This is a genomic window from Streptomyces sp. NBC_00012 (assembly GCF_045040875.1).
GTDB lineage: Bacteria > Actinomycetota > Actinomycetes > Streptomycetales > Streptomycetaceae > Streptomyces.
The window spans coordinates 7,040,538-7,066,672 of record NZ_CP108309.1; the positions used below are offsets into that span (position 1 = coordinate 7,040,538).

Consider the following 26,135-nt stretch of genomic DNA (forward strand, 5'->3'; position numbering starts at 1 on the left):
GGCACTAGGCTCGCCCCGTGGCGCAGAAGAACATTCCGGACCCCGGATACTCCGACGACGACGGCACGGCCGACCCGGCACTGGCGGCGGCTCTGGCCGCCTGGTCCGAGAACCGCAAGGCCCTCGGCCCGGTACTCGAAGCCCTGAAGGGCGCCCGGCTCCTCGTCCCGGTCGTCGCCGTGCTCGGGGAGGTGGAAGAGGACGATGAGGCGAGCCGCGCAGCGTCCGGCAAGGGCAGTGGTGGCAGCCGGGCGAGCGGGCTGCGTCGCGAGAAGACCAGTGACATGGCCGTCCCCACCCTCCAGGCCGGGGACCGCCGGGCCCTGCCCGCCTTCACCTCGACCGACTCGCTGGCCCGCTGGGATCCGCAGGCACGCCCCGTCGCCGTACCCCTGCACCAGGCGCTGCAGGCCGCCGCGCACGAGAAGGCGGACACGGTGGTCCTCGATCTCGCCGGCCCGGTCGCGTTCGAGCTGACCGGCCCCGCGCTGCTCGCCCTCGCCGAGGGCCGCACCAGCGCCGACCCGCTGGACGACCCCGCCGTCACCTCGGCGGTGCGTGACGCGGTCGCCGCCGAGCCCTCGGTGCTCCGGGCCCACCTCGGACCCGGCCGGGCCGACGGCACCCTCGCCCTGGTCCTCGAACCCGGCGCAGACCCCGCCGAAGCGGCCCGCCGCGTCGCGCAGGTGCTGGCGGCCGACGAGGTCCTGCGCGCCCGCCTGGTGCGCGGCCTGGACCTGGCGCTGTTGCCGGCCGACGCCGCGGCACCGGGCGAGCCGCTCTTCACGCGCTGATCGCGGTAGGACGCAATCGAGTCCCCTGCCCGGGTGGGCAGGGGACTCGATTGCGTCGCGGGAACAGGAAAGGGGCTCAGCCGAAGACGGGGCCGGTGTACTTCTCGCCGGGGCCGTGACCGGGCTCGTCCGGTACGAGCGAAGCCTCGCGGAACGCGAGCTGCAGTGACTTCAGGCCGTCCCGCAGCGGGGCCGCGTGGAAGGAGCTGATCTCGGTGGCGCTGGCGTCCAGCAGCCCGGCCAGCGCGTGCACCAGCTTGCGGGCCTCGTCGAGGTCCTTGTGCTCGTCGCCGTCCTCGGTCAGTCCGAGCTTCACGGCGGCGGCGCTCATCAGATTGACCGCGACCGTCACGATCACCTCGACCGCGGGCACCTCCGCGATGTCGCGGGTCATGTCGTCGAAGCCGGGGGAATCACTGGTGGGGGTCGCGTCACTCATGCGCCATACGATAGGCCCACGCCACTGCCGTCCCGTCCGCGGGAGCGGTGGGCGAGCGCCGGTTAGCGTCCGCCCGGGGGAGCTGCTAACCTTGTGTAACGACCGGCTGGGCAACCATGTGCCCAGCCCACAAGTGGAGGCTCCGATCTCCCACCTGACCGTCCTCCGGGGCGGCGGGTCATCCGGTCAGGCGGTGGCCATCGTTCCGTACGGACGATGGGACCGCCCGATGCGCCCCGCGGTTGACCGCGGTGGTTCCGGTTGTTCCAGGAGCCCCGCCTGTGTCCCGTCCGGGGCATTTTTCTTTCCCCTGTGCGGTTGGTCTCATGAGAGAGACGTTACGTGGCTGTCCGCCAGGCGGCCGCGTGGTGCTACCGAGGAGGATCCATCAGCGCCGAGCCCCGCATCAACGACCGGATTCGCGTTCCCGAGGTGCGACTTGTCGGTCCCAGCGGCGAGCAGGTCGGGATTGTTCCGCTTGCCAAGGCCCTGGAACTCGCACAGGAGTACGACCTCGACCTGGTCGAGGTGGCGGCGACCGCCCGTCCGCCCGTGTGCAAGCTCATGGACTACGGGAAGTTCAAGTACGAGTCGGCCATGAAGGCCCGTGAGGCGCGCAAGAACCAGGCGCACACGGTCATCAAGGAGATGAAGCTCCGGCCGAAGATCGACCCGCACGACTATGACACCAAGAAGGGTCACGTCGTCCGGTTCCTCAAGCAGGGCGACAAGGTCAAGATCACGATCATGTTCCGTGGTCGTGAGCAGTCCCGCCCCGAGCTGGGCTTCCGACTGCTCCAGCGTCTGGCTTCGGACGTGGAGGAACTCGGCTTCATCGAGTCCAACCCGAAGCAGGACGGCCGGAACATGATCATGGTTCTGGGCCCGCACAAGAAGAAGACCGAAGCCATGGCCGAGGCCCGCGAGGCCCAGGCCGCCCGCAAGGCGGAGCGTCAGGGTTCCACCCCCGACGCCGAGGCCGCGGACGAGGCTGTCGAAGCGCAGCCCGAGGCTCCGGCCGAGACACCTTCCGAGGCCTGACCTCAGGGGGCCGCCATCCAGGCGGCCCCGGGTCTCCCCGGAATTCCCACCAAGACCTGACGCCCCTGCTGCCCGGTGCCCGCACCGCGAGGGGCGCCACTGACGAGGAGAGAACGGCGCGATGCCGAAGAACAAGACGCACAGCGGTGCCAGCAAGCGCTTCAAGATCACCGGCTCCGGCAAGGTGCTCCGTGAGCGCGCAGGCAAGCGCCACCTTCTTGAGCACAAGTCGTCCAAGAAGACCCGCTCGCTGACCGGCACGGTCGTAGTGGCTCCGTCCGACGCCAAGAAGATCAAGAAGCTTCTCGGCAAGTGAGTCCGCGGCCCGCGGTGAACCCGTGGGCGGCGAACTCGACTGAGACCGGGACCAATTCGTTTCCGGGCCGTGTGAGTCCAACCACGGCCCCGCTACAAGGAGTTAAAAAGTGGCACGCGTCAAGCGGGCAGTAAACGCTCACAAGAAGCGCCGGGCAATCCTCGAGCAGGCCAGCGGCTACCGCGGTCAGCGCTCCCGCCTGTACCGCAAGGCGAAGGAGCAGGTCACCCACTCCCTCGTTTACAACTACAACGACCGCAAGAAGCGCAAGGGCGACTTCCGTCAGCTGTGGATCCAGCGCATCAACGCCGCTGCCCGCCAGAACGGCATGACGTACAACCGCCTCATCCAGGGTCTGAAGGCCGCCAACATCGAGGTGGACCGCAAGATCCTGGCCGAGCTCGCGGTCAACGACAGCAACGCGTTCGCCGCCCTCGTCGAGGTTGCCCAGAAGGCCCTCCCGAGCGACGTCAACGCCCCGAAGGCCGCCTGATCCAGGTCGCACTGTCTTTCCGTTCCGGACCCGCAGGCGCTCGCCGTCTGCGGGTCCGGTGCGTTGCACGGCACATTCCGTACGTCCGCCACCTCCGTACGCAGAGAGGCTCGCCGCCGACCATGGGCACCCCCGAACTGATCTCCCCGCGATCGCCGCGCGTCACCGCCGCCCGGCGGCTGGCCAAGCGCAACTTCCGCGGCAAGGAGCGCAGGTTCATCGCCGAGGGGCCGCAGGCCGTGCGCGAGGCCGCCGAGCACCGCGGCAGCGACGGCGAGCCGACCCTGATCGAGCTGTTCGCCACCGTCGAGGCCGCCGAGCGGTACGCCGACATCGTCGCCGCCGCCCACGCGGCCGGCGCCCGGGTGCACCTCGCCGACAGCGACGTGCTCGCCGACGTCTCGCAGACCGTCACCCCGCAGGGGCTGATCGGTGTCTGCCGCTTCCTCGACTCCCCGTTCGACGCGATCCTCGCCGCGAAGCCGAAGCTGGTCGCCGTCCTCGCCCACGTACGCGACCCCGGGAACGCCGGGACGGTGCTGCGCTGCGCCGACGCGGCGGGCGCCGACGCCGTCGTGCTCACCGACGCGTCGGTGGACCTCTACAACCCCAAGTCCGTCCGGGCCTCGGTCGGTTCGCTCTTCCACCTGCCGGTCGCCGTCGGCGTCCCGGTCGAACAGGCCGTGCAGGGGCTGCGGGCAGCGGGCGTACGGATTCTCGCCGCCGACGGTGCGGGCGACGACGACCTCGACGACGAGCTCGACGCGGGCACCATGGGCGGGCCGACCGCCTGGGTCTTCGGCAACGAGGCCTGGGGCCTGCCGGAGGAGACCCGGGCACTGGCCGACGCGGTCGTGCGGGTGCCCATCCACGGCAGGGCGGAGAGCCTCAACCTCGCGACGGCGGCGGCCGTCTGTCTGTACGCCTCCGCGAGGGCCCAGCGCCCGCGGTGACACCGCAGGGTGTCGCCGCGTCACCGACGACTAGTAGGGTGGCGAACTCGGGGGCCCACTGCGCCGGTTCGAGAGGTGGGGTACGGGATATGGCTGTCGGCATGAGCACGCCGCGCGAGACACATGCGGCCGTCGTGTGCGCCGAATCCGCCGACGAGGCGGACGACGCGGCCGGGAGCCCCGAGCCGGGAGCCGTCGACCTGGGGATCGATCCCGACCACCTGCCCGACGGCCTGGTCATTGCCGACGAGACCGGCCGGATCGTCTGCTTCAACGCCGCGGCCGCCCGGATCACCGCGATGCCCCGTGCCGCCGCCCTCGGCCGCTCCCTGGAGCACGCGCTGCCGCTGGAAGACCTCAAGGGCCGCCGCTGGTGGGCCCTGACCGATCCCTACGGCGGCCTCGCCACCCGGGTCGGCCAGCCCGAACGCAATCTGCTGCTGCCCGGCGGCCGGGAGGTCCTGGTCTCCGCCCGCTACGTGCGCGAGCACCCGAGGGGACCGGTGCGCCGGGTGGTGGTCTCGCTGCGCGGCACCGAGGCCCGCCGCCGCAACGAACGCAGCCACGCCGAGCTGATCGCCACGGTCGCCCATGAGCTGCGCTCCCCGCTGACTTCCGTGAAGGGCTTCACCGCGACCCTCCTCGCCAAGTGGGAGCGGTTCACCGACGACCAGAAGCGCCTGATGCTGGAGACGGTCGACGCCGACGCCGGCCGCGTCACCCGGCTCATCGCCGAGCTGCTCGACATCTCCCGGATCGACTCCGGACGCCTGGAGCTGCGGCGCCAGCCGGTGGACCTCTCCATCGCCGTCGAGCGTCATGTACAGGCCCTCACCGCGACCGGCCAGAACCCCGACCGCTTCCTGGTCCGCACCTGCCAGCCGCTGCCCGCGGTCTGGGCCGACCCGGACAAGGTCGACCAGGTGCTCGGCAACCTCCTGGAAAACGCGGTGCGCCACGGCGAGGGAACCGTCACCATTGAAGTCGCACCCGCACCCGCGAAGAGCGACGAGAAGGGAACGGCGGTCACCGTGAGCGACGAAGGCCCCGGCATCCCCGAGGAGTCGATGGGCCGTGTCTTCACCCGCTTCTGGCGGGGGAGCAAGCGCGGCGGCACGGGCCTGGGCCTCTACATCGTCAAAGGCATCGTCGAGGCGCACGGCGGCACGATCACGGTCGGCCGCGGCCCCGGCGGCGGCGCGGAATTCCGATTTATTCTGCCCGTGAGCACGCCGGCCTATATGAACTAGAGGCGTTTGCGGAGCAATCGGGCAGGGTGGTGGCGGGCGACGGGCGGGCCCGAGCGGCCCACGGACCTCCCACACGTCCTGTGGCCCTTAGACTCGACCTTTGGCACCTTTGCGTCCTCCAGTCGTCGATCGGGGCCATGGGGGTCCGGGGCCTTCCCCGGTAAGCGCAGTATCAGCCAATCGGAAGCACGGGAAGAGATGTCGGCACCGAACAAGTCGTACGACCCAGTCGAGGTCGAGGCACTGAAACCGGAAGAGATCGAGCGCATGCGGGACGAGGCGTTCGCCGCCTTCGCCGCCGCCGGCGACCTCGACGCGCTCGCCCAGGCGAAGACCGCGCACGCCGGGGGTACCTCACCGCTGTCGCTCGCCAACCGCGAGATCGGCGCACTGCCGCCGCAGGCCAAGGCCGAGGCGGGCAAGCGCGTGGGCCAGGCCCGCGGCGCCGTCTCCAAGGCCCTCGCCGCCCGCCAGGCGGAGCTGGAGGCCGAGCGGGACGCCCGCGTGCTGGTCGAGGAGGCGGTGGACGTCACACTGCCCTACGACCGCACCCCGGCCGGCGCCCGCCACCCGCTGACGACCATCATGGAGCGCGTCGCGGACGTCTTCGTGGCCATGGGCTACGAGGTCGCCGAGGGCCCCGAGGCCGAGGCGGAGTGGTTCAACTTCGACGCCCTGAACTTCGTGCCCGACCACCCGGCCCGGCAGATGCAGGACACCTTCTTCGTCCAGGGCCCCGACGGCGCAAGGAACGACGAGTCCGGGGTCGTGCTGCGCACCCACACCTCGCCGGTCCAGGCCCGCTCCCTGCTCGACCGGGAACCGCCGGTCTACGTCGTCTGCCCCGGTCGCGTCTACCGCACCGACGAGCTCGACGCGACGCACACCCCGGTCTTCCACCAGATCGAGCTGCTGGCCGTCGACGAGGGCCTCACCATGGCCGACCTCAAGGGCACCCTCGACCACATGGTCCAGGCACTCTTCGGCCCGGACATGAAGACCCGGCTGCGGCCGAACTTCTTCCCGTTCACCGAGCCGTCCGCCGAGATGGACATGGTCTGCTACGTCTGTCGCGGCGCGTCCGTCGGCAACCCGGACCGCCCCTGCCGCACCTGCGGCAGCGAGGGCTGGATCGAGCTCGGCGGCTGCGGCATGGTCAACCCCAAGGTGCTCATCGCCTGCGGTGTCGATCCCCAGAAGTACAGCGGATTCGCCTTCGGGTTCGGCATCGAGCGGATGCTGATGTTCCGCCACAACGTAGAAGACATGCGAGACATGGTCGAGGGTGACGTCCGGTTCACCCGGCCGTTCGGGATGGAGATCTGATGCGCGTCCCGCTTTCCTGGCTGCGGGAGTACGTCGACCTGCCGGCGACGGAGACCGGCCGTGACGTACAGGCCAAGCTCGTCGCCGTGGGTCTGGAGGTCGAGACCGTCGAGCAGATCGGCGCCGGCCTCAAGGGCCCGCTGGTCGTCGGACAGGTACTGACCATCGAGGAGCTGGAGGGCTTCAAGAAGCCCATCCGCTTCTGCACGGTCGACGTCGGCAGCGCCAACGGCACCGGCGAGCCGCAGGAGATCGTCTGCGGCGCCCGCAACTTCTCCGTCGGCGACAAGGTCGTCGTGGTCCTCCCGGGCGCCGTGCTGCCCGGTGACTTCGCGATCGCCGCCCGCAAGACGTACGGCAAGACCTCGCACGGCATGATCTGCTCCACCGACGAGCTCGGCATGGGCGACGACGGCACGCACGGCATCATCGTGCTGCCGCCGGAGCACGAGGCGGGCACCGACGCGATCGAGCTGCTCCAGCTCGTCGACGAGGTCCTGGACATCGCCGTCACGCCCGACCGCGGCTACTGCCTCTCCATGCGCGGCGTCGCCCGCGAGACCGCCATCGCGTACGGGCTGCCGCTGCGTGACCCGGCCCTGCTGGACGTGCCCGCGCCGAACGCGTACGGCTACCCGGTCAAGGTCGCCGACCCGATCGGTTGCGACCGGTTCACCGCGCGCACCGTGGTCGGCCTCCAGCCCGAGGCCCGCTCCCCGATCTGGCTGCAGCGCCGGCTGCAGAAGGCCGGGATGCGCCCGATCTCGCTCGCCGTCGACATCACCAACTACGTGATGCTGGAACTCGGCCAGCCGTTGCACGCCTACGACCGCACCCGTGTCGACGGGCCGATCGGGGTGCGCCGCGCCCAGCAGGGCGAGAAGCTCACCACCCTCGACGGCACGGTCCGCGTCCTGGACGCCGAGGACCTGGTCATCACGGACAATCGCGGGCCGATCGGCCTCGCGGGCGTCATGGGCGGTGCCAACACCGAGATCGCGGACGTCCAGGACGGCGAGCACCGCAGCACCGAGGTCGTCATCGAGGCCGCGCACTTCGACGCGATCGCGATCGCCCGGACCGCGCGCCGCCACAAGCTGTCCTCCGAGGCGTCCAAGCGCTTCGAGCGCGGCTCCGACCCGCAGGCCGCCGCGGCCGCCGCGCAGCGCACCGTCGACCTGCTGGTGCTGCTGGCCGGCGGCACCGCCGAGGCCGGGGTCACCGAGGTCACCGCACCGTCGGCGCCCCGCACCATCGCGATGCCCGCGAACCATCCCGACAAGGTGGCCGGCGTCGACTACGGCCGCGAGACCGTCGTACGCCGCCTCCAGGAGGTCGGCTGCGACGTCTACGGGCAGGACGAGCTGATCGTCACCGTGCCGTCCTGGCGTCCCGACCTCAGCGAGCCGAACGACCTGGCCGAAGAGGTCATCAGGCTGGAGGGTTACGAGAACCTCCCGTCCACCCTCCCGACCCCGCCGTCGGGCCGCGGGCTCACCGACCGCCAGCGGCTGTACCGCAGGGTCGGCCGGGCGCTCGCCGGAGCCGGCTACGTCGAGGCACTGAACTACCCGTTCATCGGCGAGGCCGTGCTCGACCAGCTCGGGCTCGACGCCGAGGATGCCCGCCGCCGTACCGTCAAGCTCGTCAACCCGCTCTCCGACGAGGAGCCGGCGCTGCGCACCACGCTGCTGCCGGGCCTGCTCGGCGCACTGCGGCGCAACGACGGCCGCGGCAGCCACGACCTCGCTCTCTTCGAGACCGGCCTGGTCTTCCGGCCGACCGGCAACGAGACCAAGCCCGTCCGGCTGCCCGTCGACCGGCGTCCCACCGACGAGGAGATCGCCTCGCTCGACGCCGCGCTGCCGCGCCAGCCGCGCCGCGCCGCGGCCGTCCTCGCGGGCGCCCGTGAGCAGGCCGGCTGGTGGGGCAAGGGCCGCCCGGCCGACTGGGCGGACGCCATCGAGGCCGCCCGCACGATCGCCCACGAGGCCGGTGTCGAGGTGACCGTGCGCAGCGACCGGCACGCTCCCTGGCACCCGGGCCGCTGCGCCGCGCTGTACGTCATGGTGAACGGCGAGGAGACCCTGTTCGGGCACGCCGGTGAGCTGCACCCGCGGGTCGTCAAGGACCTCCACCTGCCCGAGCGCACCTGCGCCATGGAGGTCGAGCTCGACGTCCTGGAGCAGGCCGTCGACGGCGCGCTCCAGGCGCCACGGATCTCCACCTTCCCGGTGGCGACCCAGGACGTCGCGCTGATCGTCGCGGAGAACGTCCCGGCCGCCGATGTGGAGCGGGCGCTGCGCGAGGGTGCGGGCGAACTGCTCGAATCGGTGCGGCTGTTTGATGTCTTCACCGGTGAGCAGATCGGTGCGGGCCGCAAGTCGCTCGCGTACGCGCTGCGCTTCCGCGCGGCGGACCGCACGCTGACCGTGGACGAGGCCTCGGCCGCGCGCGACGCGGCGGTGGCCCTGGCCGCCGAGCGGACGGGCGCGGTGCTGCGGGGCGCGTAGCGTTCCGTACACAGACGGCGAGGAGGGGCGCATCCGGTCACCGGATGCGCCCCTCCTGCCATGCTCGCCGAACGGCGTGGACCGCACGCGGGCCCCGGCGCGGCCCGGGGGAACCCGGCTCCGGGCCGATCCCGCAGCAACCCTCCGATCCGTGGGCAGTGGGCCGTGCGGTCCGGCGCCGTCCGCGCTGCCACGGAGTGTCGGGCAGGTCGGCAGAGCGGACGGCGCGGTGCGGGTCGTCGTGCTGTACGAGGGGGAGCAGACGACCCGTCCGCCTCTTGCGAGACGACTGATTCAACCGATCCGCGCGCCGGCGCAACAGGGTGCGCAGCGGGACGGTTCGGGCATTGCGTTCACACCCCGTGTGAATCGTGCTCCACTGGTGCGACACGCCTAGGCGTGCCGAACCACCGGAGGGGCACATGGGGGCAACGGAGCCCAACATTCTGCTGGCTGCCCTGATCGAGGAGGCGGGCGTCTCCAGGGCGGGTCTCGCCGCGCACATCAACCGGGCCGGCCGCTCCCGCGGACTGCGCCTGCGGTACGAACACACCGCGGTGGCCCGCTGGTTGAAGGGCCAGCGCCCGCGCGGCCAGGTGCCCGACCTGGTCTGCGAAGTGCTCGGCAACCGGCTGAGCAGGCCCGTCTCGCTGGACGACATCGGCATGGCGGCCCCGGGCACCGGATCGCCCGTGCCCGGCTCCTCGCTCCCCGGCTTCGTCGAGCGGGCCACCGCGCTGTGGCGCTCCGACGAGGCGCAGCGCCCGCACGCCTTCGCCCCGGCCGCCGTCACGGGCACCACGGCGGTGATGCCGGTCTGGGAGTGGGAGAACCCGCCGGAGGACACCGATGTCTCCCGCGACGGGACGACCCGGGTCTCCACGGCCGACATAGTGACCCTGCGCGCGGCCCGTACCCACTACGAACTGATGTACCGCCGGGCAGGCGGAATCGCGACCCGGTCCCGCATCGTGGGCTTCCTCAACGCCGAGGCCGCCCCGTTGCTGCGCGGCGGCTACAGCGACGCGATGGGCCGCAGGCTGTACCGGGCGGCGGGCGGTCTGGTGGCGGTCGCGGGGATCTGCGCGTACGACTCCGACGCGCACGGGCTCGCCCAGCGCTACTTCCACCAGGCGCTGCGGCTTGCCAAGGCGAGCGGGGACCGGGGGCTCGGCGGCTATGTGATCGCCCTGCTGGTCAACCAGTCGCTCTTCCTCGCCGACTACCGGCAGTCCGTGGCCTTCGCCCAGGCGGCGCTGCGGGCCGCCACCGGACACATCAGCCCGGCGCTCGCCGCCGACCTGTACGCGATGCAGGCCAAGGCGTACGCCCGCCTCGGCGACGCGAGCGGGGCCCGGGAGTGCATCCGGCGCGCCGAGTCGGAGGCCGGGCGCATCAGGCCGGGCCAGGAGCCGGACGAGACGGGGTACGTCCAGCCGGGACTGGTCGATGTGCAGGTGGCCGAGGCGCTGCTCGGCATCGGTGATCTGCCGGGTGCCCGGGAGCACGCGGCGAAGGCGGTACGGATCCCGGCGCACGACCGGGGCCGGGTGCACCGGCTGGCCATGCTGACCCATATCGAGCTGCGTCAGGGCGAGGCGGACCGGGCGGCGGCCACCGCCGTGGAGATGGCGGAGCAGGCCGGGGGCATGGAGTCGCGACGGCTGCGCGACCGGCTGCGTGCCGTGCGCGAGGACCTGGTCGCGAGTGGCTGCGCCGACGCGGGGCGGGCCGCCGAACTGATCGACGGGGCGTTGCGCGTACCGCTGTGAGCGCGGAGCCGGAGCGGGCATCAGGGAGTGCGGACCCGCAGGTACCGGTATGTTCCCTTCCGTTCCTGCTCCTGCTGCGATGTTGCCACCTACTTGTCGAAAGGTGGCAGAACCGTGCAATGGACGAACCTGAACGAACAAACTGTGTATGAGAACCGCTGGTTCCGAGTCAATCTGGCGGACGTGGTCATCCCTGACGGCCGCCATCTCGACCACTACCTCATCCGCCTCCGCCCCGTCGCGGCGGCCACCGTCGTCAACGAGGCCGATGAGGTGCTGCTGCTCTGGCGGCACCGGTTCATCACGGACAGCTGGGGCTGGGAGCTCGCAGCGGGCGTCGTCGAGGACGGCGAGGACAGCGCGGCGGCCGCCGCCCGGGAGATGGAGGAGGAGACCGGCTGGCGCCCCGGTCCGCTGCGCCCGCTGCTGACCGTGGAGCCGTCGAACGGCCTCATCGACGCCCGTCACCACCTCTACTGGTCCGAACGGGCCGACTGGACCGGCCCGCCCAGCGACGCCTTCGAGTCCTCGCGCCGCGAGTGGATACCGCTCAAGCAGATGCCCGACCTGATCGCCCGTGGCGAGGTACCGGCCGCCGGAATGGCCGCCGGGCTGATGATGCTCCGTCACTTACGGCTGGGGTGAGGCACCGCACAACCGCGTACGGGGCCGGCCGGGGATCGCCCGGACCGGCCCCGTACGGGCACGAAGGAAGGATCAGGAGTACGGGTAGAAGCCCGAGCCCGTCTTGCGGCCGAGCCTGCCCGCGTCCACCATGCGCTGGAGCAGCGGCGGAGCGGCGTACAGCGGCTCCTTGAACTCCGCGTACATCGAGTCGGCGACCGAGGCCACCGTGTCGAGACCGATCAGGTCGGAGAGCTTGAGCGGGCCCATGGGGTGGGCGCAGCCGAGCTCCATGCCGTTGTCGATGTCCTCACGGCTGGCGATCCCCGACTCGAACATCCGGATCGCGGAGAGCAGATACGGGATCAGCAGCGCGTTGACGACGAAACCGGAGCGGTCCTGGGCGCGGATCGGGTGCTTGCCCAGCACGTCCTGCACCAGGGCCTCGGAGCGCTTCACCGTCTCGTCGGACGTCGTCAGCGCGGGGATCAGCTCGACGAGCTTCTGCACCGGGGCCGGGTTGAAGAAGTGGATGCCGATGACCTGGTCCGGGCGGGAGGTCGCCACGGCCAGCTTCACCAGCGGGATGGAGGAGGTGTTCGAGGCGAGGATCGCGTCCTGCCGGGTCACCACCTGGTCGAGCACCTGGAAGATCTCGGTCTTGACCTGCTCGTTCTCCACGACGGCCTCGATCACGAGGTCGCGGTCGGCGAACTCGCCCAGGTCCGTGGTGAAGCTCAGCCGGGCGAGCGTCTCGTCGCGCTCCTCGGCAGTGATCTTGCCGCGCTCGGCGGCCTTCGAGAGGGAGTTGTGCAGCCGGGTGCGGCCGATCTCCAGTGCCTCGCCGGTGGTCTCGGCCACCATGACCTCGAGACCGCTGCGCGCGCACACCTCCGCGATACCCGCGCCCATCTGGCCACAGCCCACCACTCCGACGCGTGCAATGTCGGCCATAGAGTCCGTCACCTCGTGCCTTTCGCTGTTCTGCGTGTCGCAGGTTCCCGTCTGATTCCGGTGCCCGCCCCGACCCCCCGACGTTACTCCGCGGCCTACGGGTCATCGTGGGCCGGGGCGGGCATGCTCTGCGTTACGCCTGAATACAGGGGCTACGAACCGTTGACGACGATGACAGAGAGACGGCAGGTGCAGAGAAATGCGGCAAATGGCCCGAAGGAGCTTTGTGGCGGGGGCGGCCGGGTTGGTCGCGGGGGTGGTGAGCACCGTCACCATGGCGGGTGAGGCCGTCGCGGATCCGGCCCGGCGGACCGGAGTGCCGGAGCGCTCCGGCGACCACCGTCGTGTCGTCCGGCGCGAACTGCGCGGCATGTGGGTCGCCACCGTGGCCAATCTCGACTGGCCCTCGAAGCCCGGCCTGACTGCGGCCGCGCAGCAGGCCGAACTGATCGCGTACCTCGACGAGGCCGTCGAGCGGCGGCTGAACACCGTCATCCTCCAGGTCCGGCCGACCGCCGACGCGCTGTGGCCCTCGCCCTACGAGCCGTGGGCCCAATACCTCACCGGCGTCCAGGGCAAGGACCCCGGCTGGGACCCGCTGGGCACCGCCGTCCGCGAGGCGCACCGCCGCGGCCTGGAACTGCACGCCTGGTTCAACCCGTACCGGGTCGCCAACCACACCGACCCGTCCCGGCTGGCCGCCACCCACCCGGCCCGGGTGCACCCCGACTGGGTCCTGCCGTACGGCGGGAAGCTCTACTACAACCCCGGGATCCCGGAGGTCCGCCGCTTCGTCCAGGACGCGATGCTGGACGCCGTCCGCCGCTACGACATCGACGCCGTGCACTGGGACGACTACTTCTATCCGTACCCCGTGGCCGGGCAGGTCTTCGACGACGACGCCACGTACCGCAAGTACGGCGCGGGTTTCCCGGACAAGGCCGCCTGGCGGCGCGACAACACCGACAAGCTGGTGCGCGAGACCGCCGAGCGGATCAAGAAGATCAAGAAGAACGTCCAGTTCGGGATCAGTCCGTTCGGGGTGTGGCGCAACGCCTCGACCGATCCGCTCGGCTCCGACACCAAGGCGGGGGTGCAGACCTACGACGACCTGCACGCCGACACCCGCGGCTGGGTCAGGAAGGGCTGGATCGACTACATCTGCCCGCAGATCTACTGGAACATCGGCTTCGCCGCCGCCGACTACGCCAAGCTGCTGCCCTGGTGGGACGAGGTGGTACGCGGAACGGGCGTCGACCTGTTCGTGGGGGAGGCGCTCTACAAGGCCGGTGACCCGGCCCAGCCCGCCGCCTGGCAGGACCCCGCCGAACTCTCCCGGCACATCGACTTCGCCGCCGGGTACGACCAGGTGCGCGGTCACGTCTACTTCTCCGGGAAGGACGTGGTCCGGGACCGGATCGGGGCCATGGACCGGGTGGTCGGCGACCACTACCGCAACAGGGTGCGCCCACCCCGCTGACCGAAGGGCGGAGTGGACGCAACGGATGATCGGGGCGGGCTCGGGAACCGACCGGCCCGCCCCCGGCCCGGGGGCGAGGAGCAGTGCCGACCGCCGGAGGCCGCTACGGAGTCTCCGGGGCCTGCTTCCGGGTGTCGGCGTGCTGTACGACGCTGTCGGGACCGGGTGAAACCAGGTGTTCGTGTCCGTCCTCGAAGCGGACGCGGTACGGGGGAGTGCCCCCGGCCCCGAGCACTTCGACGATCTCTGCGACCTTGTCGTGCTGCCCCACGGTCCTGCCGTGTATCAGCAGCTGGTCGCCCGTGTGTGCCTCCATCGGGACTGACCTCCTCACGGGTGGCGGTCCATGTCGACAAGTCTATGGCCCGGAGCCGACTTCGCCCGGTGGGGAGTACGGGCCGCTCGCCGCGGACGCCCGTCACGCCCCGCCCGCTGGGTGGCCGCGATGCAGACGAGCACCGCGACAGCGGCCACCGGCGCCGCTGCCGGAACCGTCTCGCCGAGCAGGAGGAACGACCACAGCAGGGTCAGCAGGGGCTGCCCGAGCTGGAGCTGGCTGGCCCGGGGCACCCCGATCTCCGCCATCCCGCGGTACCAGACGTACAGACCGAGGAAGGCCGAACCGGCCGCCACCCAGACCAGACCGATCACCCCGTGCGCGGTCAGCCGCACCGGCTCGGCCGGCAACGCGACCGCCACCCCCACCACCGCGAGCGGCAGGCAGAGGACCAGCGACCAGGCGGCCACCTGCCAGCCCGGCATCACCCGCGCCAGCCTGCCCCCCTCCGTGTACCCGGCCGCACAGATCAGCAGCGCGCCGAAGACACAGAGATCGCCACCGGAAAGCGCGCCCCCGCTCTGCTGCACGGTGAACACGATCACCACGGCCGCCCCGGCCAGCGCCGCGATCCAGAAGGCGCGGGGCGGCCGTGCTCCGGTCCGCAGCGAGGAGAACACCGCGGTGGTCAGCGGCAGCAGCCCCACGACCACGGCCGCGTGCGAGGTCGTCGAGGTCTCGAGCGCCAGCGTGGTCAGCAGCGGGAAGCCGACCACCCCGCCCGCGGCGACGACGACGAGGCCGGCCCGGTGCCGGCGGTCCGGCATCGCGACGCGCCCCAGGAGCAGCGCGCCGCCCGCGATCACCGCGCCGAGGAGGGTGCGCAGCGCCACCAGCGACCAGGGGCCGAAGCTCTCCAGGCCCCAGGCGGTGGCGGGAAAGGTCAGCGAGAAGGTGAAGACGCCGAGCCCGGCGAGCACGAGACCGCCGCGCTGCGGATTGTGGCCGGTGGCGGTGCTGCTGCCGGTACTGGTTCCGGTGGCGAGGTCGATATCGGGCGATGGATCGACCGCTATCGAGCTTTGGTCGATAGCGCTACTCTTGGCTCTCATGCACGAGCGTAGCAGCGTCGCCGACCTCGTCGGATCTCTCAGGAGTGAACTGAACCGCTACTCACCCGGGGGAAAGCTGCCGTCCAGTCGAGCTTTCGTCGAGCGTTTCCGGGTCAGCCCCGTCACCGTCTCCCGGGCCATCGCACAGCTCGTCGCCGAGGGCCTCGTGGTCACCAGGCCCGGCTCCGGTGCCTTCCGGGCGCAGCCCCGTACCGACGTACCCCCGCCGGGCGACACCTCCTGGCAGGAGGTCTCCCTCAGCGGCGACGGCGGGCCCGAAGCGGTGCCGCGCACCGTCGACGCCTCCGGGGTTTTGGTCACGCTCGCCGCACCGCCGCCCGGAGTCATCGAGCTGAACGGCGGCTACCTCCACTCCTCCCTCCAGCCGGAGCGGGCGCTCGCCGCCGCCCTCGCCCGGGCCGGCCGCCGCCCCGGCGCCTGGGACCGGCCGCCCACCGACGGCCTGACCGAACTGCGTGCCTGGTTCGCCCGCGAGATCGGGCCCGCGCTCACCGCCGCCGACGTGCTGATCACCGCGGGTGGCCAGAGCGCCCTGGCCACCGCGCTGCGCGCGCTGGCCCCGCCCGGCGCCCCGCTGCTGGTCGAGTCGCCCACCTACCCCGGCATGCTGGCGGTCGCCCGCGCCGCCGGACTGCGGCCCGTGCCGGTGCCCGTGGACGCCGACGGCGTACGGCCGGAGCTGCTGGCCGCGGCGTTCCGGGCCACCGGCGCCCGCGTCTTCGTCTGCCAGCCGCTCTTCCAGAACCCGACCGGCGCGGTCCTCGCCCCCGGACGGCGCGCGGAGGTCGTCCGGATCGCCCGTGCGGCGGGCGCCTTCGTCGTCGAGGACGACTTCGCGCGCCGGCTCGTCCACGACGACGCCGGGCCGCTGCCCGCACCGCTGGCCGCCGACGACCCGGACGGGGTGGTCGTCCATGTCCGCTCCCTCACCAAGATCGCCTCGCCGAGCCTGCGGGTGGGGGCGCTCGCCGCCCGCGGGCCCGTGCTGGGCCGGCTGCGTGCCATCCAGGTCGTCGACAGCTTCTTCGTCCCCCGGCCGCTCCAGGAGGCCGCGCTCGAACTCGTCGGATCCCCGGCGTGGGGTCACCACCTGCGTTCCGTGTCGGCCGGGCTGCGGAACCGCCGCACCGCCATGACAACGGCCCTGAGCCTGGAGCTGCCCGACCTCACGCTCGCGCACATCCCCGCCGGAGGCGGCAGTCTGTGGCTGCGCCTGCCCGAGTCGGAGGCCGGTACGGACGAGTCCGCGGTGGTGTCGGCGGCCCTGCGCGCAGGTGTCGCCATCGCCCCCGGCCGCCCGTACTTCTGCGCCGAGCCCCCGTCCCCGCAGATCCGGCTGAGCTTTGCCGCGGCCGCCGGGGCGGCCGAGATCGCCGAGGGGATCCGCCGGCTGCGCACCGCCTGCGACGAAGTCCTGAGCGGTTCCGGCGGTGGTCGCCGGCCCTGACCGGGGATGCCCGCACGCCCCATGAGAAGGGCGGTTCCAGCCAATCGGGGGCGGGTGCCGCGGGATCCGCCTCACCTCGACCGCGGCGCACGGACTTGTGAAGGCCCTCTTGACCGGAAGAGTGTTCGGATCCACGATCACCGCCATGACTTCCAGAGTCTCGTTGGTCGCCGCGGCTCGCAGCTCCACCCTGCTCGCCGAGCGCTTCGACGACGACCGGCCGCTCGACCACACCGGGCTGTACGAGATACGGCTCGCCGCGCCCGCCCTCATGCCGCTGGGCGCCGCCGAGCTGCGCTACTGCTCACCGACGCCGCGCAGCCGTGCCACCGGCGACGCACTCGGCTTCGCCCCGCTCGTCCAGCCGGCCCTGCGCGACTGCGACATGGGCCGCTGGCGGGGCTGCACCCTCGCCGATGTCACGGCGTGCGAACCCGCGGGCGTCGACGCCTGGCTCGCTGACCCGCGCTCCGCTCCCCACGGCGGCGAACCGCTGCTCGCCTTCATCTCGCGGATAGGGGGCTGGCTGGACACCCGCCCCGCATGCGACGGAGCCATCGTCGCCGTCGCCGAACCGGCGGTCGTCCGGGCCGCGCTCGTGTACGCGCTCAAGGCCCCGCCGTCCACGTACTGGAACGTGGATGTCGGGCCGCTCTCCACGGTCACTCTCACCGGAGTGCCGGGCCGCTGGAGCCTCCGGCTCGAAGCGGGAGTCCGCTGACCGCCCGCCGCGACGGCCGGCGCCCCGGGCCCGCGCGGCCTCCGGGGAGCGGGAGCCCGGCCGACGGGAGCCGGAATCCCTGGTCGGCGCACGGCCCGCGGACGAGAGCCGCCCGCTCAGTGCGCCGTGCCCGCGTCGACCGGGGCCACCACGGTCGCGGTGCCCCGGTCGTCGCGCGCTGGCCGGAATTCGCCGCGGCCGGCGGGGACCGCGCACCGGCCGCCGTCCGTCACACGGCGGCCGGTGCCGCCCCGCTCAGCCGTCCTCCTTCGGGGCGGTGAGCAGGGCGAGGGCCTCGGCGATGTCCGCCTCGGCGGCCGCCTTGTCGATGCCGAGGCCTGTCAGCACTCCCGTACCGTCCTCCTGTTCCAGCAGCGCGAGCAGGATGTGCTCGGTGCCGATGTAGTTGTGGCCCATCCGAAGGGCCTCCCGGAACGTCAGTTCCAGCGCCTTGCGGGCCCCGGCGTCGTACGGGACCATCTCCGGCAGCTCGCCGGCCGCGGCCGGCGGCAGCGCCTCGGTCGCGGCCCGGCGGACGTCCTCCAGGGTGATGCCCTGGGCCTTGACGAACGCCGCAGCCAGTCCTTCCGGCTCGCTGAGCAGCCCCAGCACCAGGTGCACGGTGCCCACCTCGTCGTTGCGCGCCGAGCGGGCCTCGTTCTGTGCGGCCATCACGACGTTCCTGGCCCGCGGGGTGAAGCGGCTGAACCCCTGACTGGGGTCGAGATCGGACACCTCGCCGGGGTCCTTGGCCACGAACCGCTTCTGGGCGGCCTGCCTGGTCACCCCCATGCTCCTGCCGATGTCGGTCCAGGAGGCGCCGGAGCGGCGGGCCTGGTCCACGAAGTGTCCGATCAGGTGGTCGGCCACGTCACCGAGGTGGTCCGCGGCGATCACCGCGTCCGAGAGCTGGTCGAGGGCGTCGGTGTGAACCTTCTTGATGGCCTCGATCAGGTCGTCGAGGCGCACGGGATGCGTCGGGCGTACGGGATTCACCATGCGTCAACCTTAGGTTGACAGTGGCGAGGTGTCAACCATTGGTTGACGGTGAGGTCGGTGGGGCGATGCGCCACGGAATCAGCGGGGCGCCATGGATCGGTTGCAGAAGACGCATGCGTCCCAGTACGCCGGCGCGCACAGCACGCGGTGCCGTACGCACGAGGCCATGGCGGCCTCCTCCGGGCCGGGGAAGGGGAACCTGCCGCTCTGCCGCTCGGCGCCGGCGGGGTCGAACGTCACGACCATCTCCCGGTACTGCCGCAGATATCCCTCGGCGAAGGGCGGCTCGTAGCCCAGCTCGTCCCACCGGTGCCTGCGCAGCGCCAGATCGATCACTCGCAGGATGAAGTCCTTCGCCGTGGCCCGCTCATCGGTGGAGCTGCCCCAGTCGATCTCCTCCAGGTCGAATCCGACCACCCCGCGCCCCATGGCGCCCTGGTCCTGCAAGGTCAGCAGGGTGGCGAAGCGGTACTGCCAGACGCTCTCGGCGAGATCGGACACGGCCAACACGAGCACGTCGACGAAGACGTCCGTGCCTCCGTTGGACATGGACAGGCTGCGGCCCCCGCCGTGGAATGTGTTCCCCATCCCGGCACCGTACCGAGGGGGCCGAGGCGGTCCGGCCGCCGGTACGACTGAGCGCGCCGCCCGGCGGGACTGCCGGGCGGCGCGCTCGATTCAGCGGTTGCGGGTGCGGCTCAGAGGACGCCGCTGTCCGCGATGGTTATCTTCGCCTGCGGGCGGCCGCTCTGCGTGCCGAGGGCCTCGATCTTCTTGACCAGGTCCAGTCCGGCCTCGTCGTCGACCTCGCCGAACACCACGTGCTTGCCGTCCAGCCACGACGTCACGATCGTCGTGATGAAGAACTGCGAGCCGTTGGAGTCGGGGCCGCTGTTGGCCATGGACAGCTGGCCCGGCTTGGTGTGCGACAGCTTGAAGTTCTCGTCCGGGAACTTGGCGCCGTAGATGCTCTTGCCGCCGGTGCCGTTGCCCGCGGTGAAGTCGCCGCCCTGCAGCATGAAGGCGGGGATGATGCGGTGGAACGAGGACCCCTTGTAACCGAAGCCCTTCTCGCCGGTCGCCAGCGCGCGGAAGTTCTCCGCCGTCTTGGGAACGATGTCGTCGAACAGCTTGAAAGTGATCCGCCCTGCGGGCTCGTCGTTGATGGTGATGTCGAAGTAAACCTTGCTCGTCATGGAACCATCCTGACATCGACGCCTCCGGCGTCGACGGGCGGGCACGGGTCGCAGCCCCGCCGGGGGGCGGTGCCGGGGCCCGCCGGACCGTTCCGGCCCACGGGGTGGATGACACCGCGGCGCGGCCTCCGCGTGGCGATCGGGCCTCAGCTCCTGACGGCCTCCGAGATCCGCAGGGCGGCCTGGGCGGGTGTGAGGTGTGTGGTGTCTACGACCTCCGCCTCACCGTGCAGCCAGGTGCGGGCCGCCTCGGCGTAGGGCTCGAGGTATTCGAGACGGAACGAGGAGGGGCCCATGACGGTGTCCCCCTCGATGCGCCCGCGGAGCGTGTCCTGGTCGGCGTGGAGGACGAAGTGCCGTACGGGAATGGCGTGCTGGGCGAGGCCCGTGCTGATCTCGCGCCAGTACTCCTCGACCAGGACGGTCATGGGCATCACCAGGGTGCCACCGGTGTAGTCGAGTACGTGGCGGGCGGTCTCGACCACGAGCTGCCGCCACGGCGGCCAGTGCTGGAAGTTGCCCGTCCAGGGCAGCCCCGGTGTGATGTCCATGAGTGTCACGCCGACCTTCTCGGCGTCGAACACCCGTGAATCCGGGATCAGTTGCTGCACGAGTGCACTGGTCGTCGTCTTGCCGGCGCCGTGGGTGCCGTTGAGCCATACGATCATGGGTTCGACGTTATCGCCTCGCGGCTCGTGCGAACGGGCGGGGCGGGGATCCGGTGCACCTCGGGGCGGTACCGGCCGCGAGGATCGCGTATCGGCTCTCCGGCCGATGTGGCGATCGCCGGGCGACACCCCGAAAGCTTTGCATAAAAGTGCGGGCATGCGTATAGTCATGCCATCGACGAGGAGGATTTCGATGGTGGTACGTGCGGCAGTGGCAGGGGCGAGCGGATACGCCGGTGGGGAGCTGCTCCGTCTCCTGCTGGTTCACCCCCAGGTCGAGATCGGGGCGCTCACCGCCAACTCCAACGCGGGACAGAAGCTCGGCACGCTGCAACCGCACCTGCGGCCGCTCGCCGGCCGGGTGCTTCAGCCGACCACTCCCGAGGTCCTCGCCGGGCACGACGTCGTCTTCCTCGCCCTCCCGCACGGACAGTCGGCCGCCGTCGCCGAGCAGCTCGGCGACGAGGTGCTGGTCGTCGACATGGGGGCCGACTTCCGGCTCAAGGACGCCGGTGACTGGGAGAAGTTCTACGGCTCGGCGCACGCGGGTACCTGGCCCTACGGTCTGCCGGAACTGCCGGGCGGACGCTCTGCGCTGGCGGGGTCCAAGCGTATCGCGGTGCCCGGCTGCTACCCGACCGCCGTCTCGCTCGCGCTCTTCCCGGCGTACGCGGCCCAGCTGGCCGAGCCCGAGGCCGTGATCGTCGCCGCGTCCGGCACCTCCGGGGCGGGCAAGGCGGCCAAGCCGCATCTGCTCGGCTCCGAGGTGATGGGCAACATGTCGCCGTACGGCGTCGGCGGGGGCCACCGGCACACCCCGGAGATGATCCAGAACCTCAGTGCGGCGGCCGGCGAACCGGTCACGGTCTCCTTCACGCCGACCCTGGCGCCGATGCCCCGCGGCATCCTCGCCACCTGCAGTGCGAAGGCGAAGCCCGGCGTGAGTGCCGAGTCGGTCCGTGACGTGTACGAGAAGGCGTTCGCCGACGAGCCCTTCGTCGAACTGCTCCCCGAGGGGCAGTGGCCCGCCACGTCGTCCGTCCACGGTTCCAACGCCGTACAGATCCAGGTTGTTCTTGACGAGGCGGCGGGCCGGATCATCGTGATCAGCGCCATCGACAACCTCGCCAAGGGCACCGCCGGCGGCGCCCTGCAGAGCATGAACATCGCCCTCGGACTTCCCGAGGACACAGGTCTTTCCACGATCGGAGTCGCACCGTGAGCGTCACGGCAGCACAGGGGTTCTCCGCGGCGGGCATCGCCGCGGGAATCAAGGAGAGCGGTAACCCGGACCTGGCCCTCGTGGTCAACCACGGTCCGCGTCGTGCCGCCGCGGGCGTCTTCACCTCCAACCGCGTCAAGGCCGCCCCCGTCCTCTGGTCGGAGCAGGTGCTCAAGGGTGGCGAGGTCACCGCCGTCGTCCTCAACTCCGGTGGCGCCAACGCCTGTACGGGACCCAAGGGCTTCCAGGACACCCATGCCACCGCAGAGAAGGCCGCCGAGGTGCTCACCGGCCACAACGCCGGTGAGATCGCGGTCGCCTCGACCGGGCTGATCGGCACACTGCTCCCGATGGACAAGCTGCTGCCCGGCATCGAGCAGGCCGCCGCCGCCCTCAGCGAGCACGGCGGCGAGAAGGCCGCCATCGCGATCAAGACCACCGACACCGTCCACAAGACCGCGGTCGCGGGCGGCGAGGGCTGGACCGTCGGCGGCATGGCCAAGGGCGCGGGAATGCTCGCCCCGGGCCTCGCCACCATGCTGGTCGTCCTCACCACCGACGCCGACGTGGACGCCGCCGGACTCGACACCGCGCTGCGCGCCGCCACCCGCACCACCTTCGACCGGGTCGACTCCGACGGCTGCATGTCGACCAACGACACCGTGCTGCTGCTGGCCTCGGGGGCGAGCGGAATCACCCCGGAGGAGGGCGAGTTCGCCGAGGCGGTACGGACCGTCTGCGCGGACCTGGCCCGCCAGCTCATCGGTGACGCCGAGGGCGCCTCCAAGGACATCCGGATCGAGGTCATCAACGCCGCGACCGAGGACGACGCCGTCGAGGTGGGCCGCTCCATCGCCCGTAACAACCTGCTCAAGTGCGCCATCCACGGCGAGGACCCCAACTGGGGCCGGGTGCTCTCCGCGATCGGCACCACGAAGGCCGCCTTCGAGCCCGACCAGCTGAACGTCGCCATCAACGGCGTCTGGGTCTGCAAGAACGGCGGCGTCGGCGAGGACCGCGACCTGGTCGACATGCGCTACCGGGAGGTCGGGATCACCGCCGACCTCGCCGCCGGCACCGAGTCCGCCGTCATCTGGGCCAACGACCTCACCGCGGACTACGTCCACGAGAACAGCGCGTACAGCTCATGAGCGCGGCGCGGAAACACACCGCACTCCCGAAGGCACAGATCCTCATCGAGGCGCTGCCCTGGCTGACCCGGCACAACGGCAAGACCGTCGTCATCAAGTTCGGCGGCAACGCCATGATCGACGACGAGCTGAAGGCGGCCTTCGCCCAGGACGTGGTGTTCCTGCGGCACGCCGGCCTCAAGCCCGTCGTCGTGCACGGCGGCGGCCCGCAGATCAGCGCCCAGCTCGACAAGCAGGGCCTGGTCAGCGAGTTCAAGGCAGGCCTGCGCGTCACCACGCCCGAGGCGATGGACGTCGTACGGATGGTGCTGGCCGGCCAGGTCCAGCGCGAACTCGTCGGCCTGCTCAACCAGCACGGCCCGCTCGCCGTCGGCATGACCGGCGAGGACGCCCACACGATCACCGCCACCCAGCACCGGCCCACCATCGACGGCGAGATCGTCGACATCGGCCGGGTCGGCGAGATCACCGCCATCGACACCGGGGCGATCCAGGCGCTGCTGGACGACGGCCGGATCCCGGTCATCTCCTCCATCGCCCGCTCCGCCGACGACAACCACGTCTACAACGTCAACGCCGACACCGCGGCTGCCGCGCTCGCCGCCGCGCTGAACGCCGAGACGCTGATGGTCCTCACCGATGTCGAGGGCCTCTACGAGGACTGGCCCAACAGCGACGACGTGATCAGCCGGCTCACCGCGGCCGAGCTGGAGAAGCTGCTGCCGGAACTCTCCAGCGGCATGGTGCCGAAGATGCAGGGCTGCCTGCACGCCGTGCGCAACGGCGTCGAGACCGCCCGTGTGATCGACGGCCGGGTCCAGCACTCGATCCTGCTGGAGATCTTCACCGACGAAGGAATCGGCACGATGGTCGTGCCCGACGCGCAGGGGGAGTCATGAGCAACCAGGAACTCGCACAGCGCTGGGGCAAGGCGCTGATGGACAACTACGGGACCCCGCAGCTGTCCCTGGTCCGGGGCGACGGCGCCCGGGTGTGGGACGCCGACGGCACCGAGTACCTCGACTTCGTCGGCGGTATCGCGGTGAACGCGCTGGGGCACGCCCACCCCGCCGTGGTCGAGGCCGTCTCCACCCAGATCGCCTCCCTCGGCCATGTCTCCAACCTCTTCATCGCCGAGCCGCCCGTCCTGCTCGCCGAACGGCTGCTCCAGCTCTTCGGCCGGAGCGGCCGCGTCTACTTCTCCAACTCGGGTGCCGAGGCCAACGAGGCAGCCTTCAAGATCGGCCGGCTGACCGGGCGGACCCACATGGTCGCCACCGACGGCGGCTTCCACGGCCGGACCATGGGCGCGCTCGCACTGACCGGCCAGCCCAAGAAGCGCGAACCGTTCCTCCCGCTGCCCGGTGACGTCACGCACGTCCCGTACGGCGACGCGGAGGCCCTGCGGGCCGCCGTCACCACCGAGACCGCGCTGGTGATCATCGAGCCGGTCCAGGGCGAGAACGGTGTGGTCGTACCGCCCGCCGGGTATCTGGAGGCCGCCCGGGAGATCACCCGCGCCACCGGCACCCTGCTGGTGCTCGACGAGGTGCAGACCGGTATCGGCCGCTGCGGCCAGTGGTTCGAGCACCAGGCCCACCAGGGCATCGAGCCCGATGTCGTCACTCTCGCCAAGGGTCTGGGCGGCGGACTGCCGATCGGCGCGACCGTGGCCTTCGGCCCGGCCGCCGATCTGCTGAAGCCGGGCCAGCACGGCACGACGTTCGGCGGCAACCCGATCGCCTGCGCCGCCGGTCTCGCCGTCCTGGACACCCTGGCCGCCGACGGCGTCCTGGACCGGGTCAAGCGGCTCGGCGAGAAGATCCGGGACGGCGTGGAGGGTCTCGGCCACCCGCTGGTCTCCCACGTCAGGGGCTCCGGACTGCTGCTGGGTATCGTGCTCACCGAGCCCCTCGCGCCCCAGGTGCAGCAGGCGGCTCAGAGCGCCGGAATCCTGGTGAACGCGCCCGCCCCCGATGTCCTGCGGCTCATGCCGCCGCTGATCATCGGCGACGCGGAAGTGGACGCGCTGCTCCGGGCACTGCCCGGCGCTCTCGACGCGGCACAAGGGGACGGACGATCCGGAGAATGAGGCGACGACGATGACCGAGGCGCAGGAAACCGAGTACGGCGGGCCGTCCGTGCCGCAGACCCGCACCGCACGCCACCGCCGGATCGTGGACATCCTGAACCGGCAACCGGTGCGCTCGCAGAGCCAGTTGGCCAAGCTCCTCGCCGACGACGGGCTGAGCGTCACCCAGGCGACGCTCTCCCGCGATCTGGACGAGCTGGGCGCGGTGAAGATCCGCAACACCGGCGGCGAGCTGATCTACGCGGTGCCGAGCGAGGGCGGATTCCGTACCCCGCAGGCGCCGTTGGGCGGGTCCGCGAAGGAGGAGCGGATGCGGCGGCTCTCCGCCGAACTGCTCATCTCCGCGGAGGCTTCGGCCAACCTCGTGGTGCTGCGCACACCGCCGGGCGCGGCCCAGTTCCTCGCCTCGGCCATCGACCAGGCCGAACTGCACGACATCCTCGGCACCATCGCGGGTGACGACACCCTGATGCTGATCAGCCGCGACCCGTCGGGCGGCCAGGCGCTCGCCGACCATCTGCTGCGACTGGCGCAGAACGAGCGCTGAGCGGACCGGTGTCGGCCGGGCCGCGTCAGTAGCGGGTGATCGCGGTCGGGCCGGACCTGGTCCCGATCGCGATGTGCGGACGGCGGGCCGGGTTCACCCAGTCCAGGATCCGGTCCATCGCGGCCGCCGGTACGGAGACGCAACCGGCGGTCGCGCCACGCCCGTTGACGTGGAGGAAGATCCCAGCGCCGCGACCCCGCACCGGCCGCTCGTAGTTGAACCCGATGACGAGCGCGCGGGCGTACTGCGTCGGGTACGCGATCAGATGCTCCGCCTCGCCCGCCCGGCAGTCCTGGGGCCGTGGCTCCACCCAGCGGTTGTAGGCCCGTGCCGCGTTGTCCTGGCACCACCACGACCGGTCGCTGACCCGACGGTAGGGGTGGACGGTGCCGGCCGGGGCGGGCTTGACGCCGAAGGCGTACGGCAGGTCGTACAGGCCGGTGGGGGTGGTGTTCGTGCCCTGCTTGCGCGACGCCCCCTCGGCCAGGCCGTTGGCGCCGAAGCGGGCCGGTGCGGACCCGCCTTTCACCCAGGTGCCCCGGCGCAGGTTCCACCACGTCACGGTGCCCGTGGTGGAGCCCTCGGCCGGGGCCTCGGCCGTGATCAGCTGGGTGCCGCCGCCGGTGTCGGCCATCCGGTCCGGGAGCGGGGGCGCGGCTGCGGGCCGGGCCGCGACGGAGCCCGTCAGCGCGAGCAGTACCGAGAAGGTCACCAGGGATCTGCGCAT

At 71.6% G+C, this 26,135-nt stretch carries 27 protein-coding genes; 18 read left to right on the top strand and 9 right to left on the bottom strand.

Annotated elements, in window-relative coordinates; genetic code table 11:
* The first annotated feature begins 17 nt into the window (after nucleotides 1-17).
* Nucleotides 18-794: an SseB family protein gene (locus tag OHA19_RS32190; RefSeq protein ID WP_405710919.1), complete on the top strand. Its 777-nt coding sequence runs from the start codon at nucleotides 18-20 to the stop codon at nucleotides 792-794.
* 76 nt (nucleotides 795-870) lie between these two features.
* Here the strand turns inward: OHA19_RS32190 and OHA19_RS32195 are convergent, their stop codons facing one another.
* On the bottom strand, nucleotides 871-1,233 hold the full coding sequence (locus OHA19_RS32195) for a DUF1844 domain-containing protein (protein ID WP_405710917.1): 363 nt from the start codon (nucleotides 1,231-1,233) through the stop codon (nucleotides 871-873).
* 342 nt (nucleotides 1,234-1,575) lie between these two features.
* Between OHA19_RS32195 and infC the strand changes: the two genes are divergently transcribed.
* From infC to OHA19_RS32240, 9 genes are all read left to right on the top strand, one after another.
* The gene (gene infC, locus OHA19_RS32200) at nucleotides 1,576-2,274 is read left to right on the top strand and encodes a translation initiation factor IF-3 (protein ID WP_405710915.1); all 699 of its coding nucleotides are present in this window, start codon (nucleotides 1,576-1,578) and stop codon (nucleotides 2,272-2,274) included.
* 121 nt (nucleotides 2,275-2,395) lie between these two features.
* Nucleotides 2,396-2,590 carry a 50S ribosomal protein L35 gene (gene rpmI, locus OHA19_RS32205; protein WP_072484441.1) on the top strand — a complete coding sequence of 65 codons (195 nt, stop codon included), beginning with the start codon at nucleotides 2,396-2,398 and terminating at the stop codon, nucleotides 2,588-2,590.
* A 109-nt stretch (nucleotides 2,591-2,699) separates the two neighbouring features.
* Nucleotides 2,700-3,083: a 50S ribosomal protein L20 gene (gene rplT, locus OHA19_RS32210; RefSeq protein WP_072484442.1), complete on the top strand. Its 384-nt coding sequence runs from the start codon at nucleotides 2,700-2,702 to the stop codon at nucleotides 3,081-3,083.
* Nucleotides 3,084-3,205: 122 nt separating this feature from the next.
* Complete coding sequence (locus OHA19_RS32215; RefSeq protein WP_405710911.1) at nucleotides 3,206-4,036, top strand: TrmH family RNA methyltransferase; 831 nt, start codon at nucleotides 3,206-3,208, stop codon at nucleotides 4,034-4,036.
* Between the two features lie 89 nt (nucleotides 4,037-4,125).
* The gene (locus tag OHA19_RS32220; protein WP_405710909.1) at nucleotides 4,126-5,286 is read left to right on the top strand and encodes an ATP-binding protein; all 1,161 of its coding nucleotides are present in this window, start codon (nucleotides 4,126-4,128) and stop codon (nucleotides 5,284-5,286) included.
* A gap of 198 nt (nucleotides 5,287-5,484) precedes the next feature.
* Entirely contained in the window at nucleotides 5,485-6,612 is a 1,128-nt protein-coding gene (gene pheS / locus OHA19_RS32225; protein ID WP_405710907.1) for a phenylalanine--tRNA ligase subunit alpha, read from the top strand.
* A complete protein-coding gene (gene pheT, locus OHA19_RS32230) occupies nucleotides 6,612-9,125 on the top strand; it encodes a phenylalanine--tRNA ligase subunit beta (protein WP_405710905.1) in 2,514 nt (837 codons plus the stop codon). Before pheS ends, pheT begins: the two co-directional genes overlap by 1 nt.
* Nucleotides 9,126-9,547: 422 nt before the next feature.
* Nucleotides 9,548-10,897, top strand: coding sequence for a transcriptional regulator (locus tag OHA19_RS32235; protein ID WP_405752452.1), 1,350 nt, complete (start codon nucleotides 9,548-9,550; stop codon nucleotides 10,895-10,897).
* 114 nt (nucleotides 10,898-11,011) lie between these two features.
* Nucleotides 11,012-11,542, top strand: coding sequence for an NUDIX domain-containing protein (locus tag OHA19_RS32240; protein ID WP_405710901.1), 531 nt, complete (start codon nucleotides 11,012-11,014; stop codon nucleotides 11,540-11,542).
* A 72-nt stretch (nucleotides 11,543-11,614) separates the two neighbouring features.
* Here the strand turns inward: OHA19_RS32240 and OHA19_RS32245 are convergent, their stop codons facing one another.
* Nucleotides 11,615-12,475: a 3-hydroxybutyryl-CoA dehydrogenase gene (locus OHA19_RS32245; protein WP_072484448.1), complete on the bottom strand. Its 861-nt coding sequence runs from the start codon at nucleotides 12,473-12,475 to the stop codon at nucleotides 11,615-11,617.
* Between the two features lie 199 nt (nucleotides 12,476-12,674).
* Here OHA19_RS32245 and OHA19_RS32250 point away from each other — a divergent pair, with 199 nt between their 5' ends.
* Nucleotides 12,675-13,955 (top strand): glycoside hydrolase family 10 protein, encoded by a 1,281-nt coding sequence (locus tag OHA19_RS32250; RefSeq protein ID WP_405710899.1) that lies wholly within the window; start codon nucleotides 12,675-12,677, stop codon nucleotides 13,953-13,955.
* Between the two features lie 103 nt (nucleotides 13,956-14,058).
* Here the strand turns inward: OHA19_RS32250 and OHA19_RS32255 are convergent, their stop codons facing one another.
* The gene (locus tag OHA19_RS32255) at nucleotides 14,059-14,271 is read right to left on the bottom strand and encodes a DUF1918 domain-containing protein (protein WP_405710897.1); all 213 of its coding nucleotides are present in this window, start codon (nucleotides 14,269-14,271) and stop codon (nucleotides 14,059-14,061) included.
* A 14-nt stretch (nucleotides 14,272-14,285) separates the two neighbouring features.
* Nucleotides 14,286-15,344 (bottom strand): DMT family transporter, encoded by a 1,059-nt coding sequence (locus OHA19_RS32260; RefSeq protein WP_405752455.1) that lies wholly within the window; start codon nucleotides 15,342-15,344, stop codon nucleotides 14,286-14,288.
* On the opposite strand from OHA19_RS32260, the gene OHA19_RS32265 reads away from it, so the two are divergent.
* Together OHA19_RS32265 and OHA19_RS32270 are read left to right on the top strand one after the other, a co-directional pair.
* Nucleotides 15,343-16,812: a PLP-dependent aminotransferase family protein gene (locus OHA19_RS32265; RefSeq protein WP_405752458.1), complete on the top strand. Its 1,470-nt coding sequence runs from the start codon at nucleotides 15,343-15,345 to the stop codon at nucleotides 16,810-16,812. The genes OHA19_RS32260 and OHA19_RS32265 overlap by 2 nt on opposite strands.
* Nucleotides 16,813-16,957: 145 nt before the next feature.
* A complete protein-coding gene (locus OHA19_RS32270; RefSeq protein ID WP_405710891.1) occupies nucleotides 16,958-17,533 on the top strand; it encodes a histidine phosphatase family protein in 576 nt (191 codons plus the stop codon).
* Nucleotides 17,534-17,788: 255 nt separating this feature from the next.
* Here OHA19_RS32270 and OHA19_RS32275 read toward each other — a convergent pair whose 3' ends face one another.
* The 4 genes from OHA19_RS32275 to OHA19_RS32290 all read right to left on the bottom strand — a co-directional run bounded on the left by OHA19_RS32275 (nucleotide 17,789) and on the right by OHA19_RS32290 (nucleotide 20,396).
* On the bottom strand, nucleotides 17,789-18,532 hold the full coding sequence (locus tag OHA19_RS32275; protein WP_405752461.1) for a Clp protease N-terminal domain-containing protein: 744 nt from the start codon (nucleotides 18,530-18,532) through the stop codon (nucleotides 17,789-17,791).
* A gap of 78 nt (nucleotides 18,533-18,610) precedes the next feature.
* A complete protein-coding gene (locus OHA19_RS32280) occupies nucleotides 18,611-19,120 on the bottom strand; it encodes a hypothetical protein (protein ID WP_405752463.1) in 510 nt (169 codons plus the stop codon).
* Nucleotides 19,121-19,230: 110 nt separating this feature from the next.
* Nucleotides 19,231-19,728, bottom strand: coding sequence for a peptidylprolyl isomerase (locus tag OHA19_RS32285; protein WP_405710885.1), 498 nt, complete (start codon nucleotides 19,726-19,728; stop codon nucleotides 19,231-19,233).
* A 146-nt stretch (nucleotides 19,729-19,874) separates the two neighbouring features.
* Nucleotides 19,875-20,396 (bottom strand): ATP-binding protein, encoded by a 522-nt coding sequence (locus tag OHA19_RS32290; RefSeq protein WP_405710884.1) that lies wholly within the window; start codon nucleotides 20,394-20,396, stop codon nucleotides 19,875-19,877.
* A gap of 193 nt (nucleotides 20,397-20,589) precedes the next feature.
* Here OHA19_RS32290 and argC point away from each other — a divergent pair, with 193 nt between their 5' ends.
* From argC to OHA19_RS32315, 5 genes are read left to right on the top strand one after another with little or no spacing between them, the layout of a single operon-like run.
* Nucleotides 20,590-21,618 carry an N-acetyl-gamma-glutamyl-phosphate reductase gene (gene argC / locus OHA19_RS32295; protein WP_405710882.1) on the top strand — a complete coding sequence of 343 codons (1,029 nt, stop codon included), beginning with the start codon at nucleotides 20,590-20,592 and terminating at the stop codon, nucleotides 21,616-21,618.
* The gene (argJ, locus tag OHA19_RS32300; RefSeq protein WP_405710880.1) at nucleotides 21,615-22,769 is read left to right on the top strand and encodes a bifunctional glutamate N-acetyltransferase/amino-acid acetyltransferase ArgJ; all 1,155 of its coding nucleotides are present in this window, start codon (nucleotides 21,615-21,617) and stop codon (nucleotides 22,767-22,769) included. Before argC ends, argJ begins: the two co-directional genes overlap by 4 nt.
* A complete protein-coding gene (gene argB / locus OHA19_RS32305; protein WP_405710878.1) occupies nucleotides 22,766-23,668 on the top strand; it encodes an acetylglutamate kinase in 903 nt (300 codons plus the stop codon). Before argJ ends, argB begins: the two co-directional genes overlap by 4 nt.
* Nucleotides 23,665-24,861 (top strand): acetylornithine transaminase, encoded by a 1,197-nt coding sequence (locus OHA19_RS32310; RefSeq protein WP_405710877.1) that lies wholly within the window; start codon nucleotides 23,665-23,667, stop codon nucleotides 24,859-24,861. Before argB ends, OHA19_RS32310 begins: the two co-directional genes overlap by 4 nt.
* A gap of 10 nt (nucleotides 24,862-24,871) precedes the next feature.
* A complete protein-coding gene (locus tag OHA19_RS32315) occupies nucleotides 24,872-25,408 on the top strand; it encodes an arginine repressor (protein WP_405710875.1) in 537 nt (178 codons plus the stop codon).
* Nucleotides 25,409-25,433: 25 nt separating this feature from the next.
* On the opposite strand, the gene OHA19_RS32320 is transcribed toward OHA19_RS32315, so the two are convergent.
* Nucleotides 25,434-26,135: a L,D-transpeptidase gene (locus tag OHA19_RS32320; protein ID WP_405710873.1), complete on the bottom strand. Its 702-nt coding sequence runs from the start codon at nucleotides 26,133-26,135 to the stop codon at nucleotides 25,434-25,436.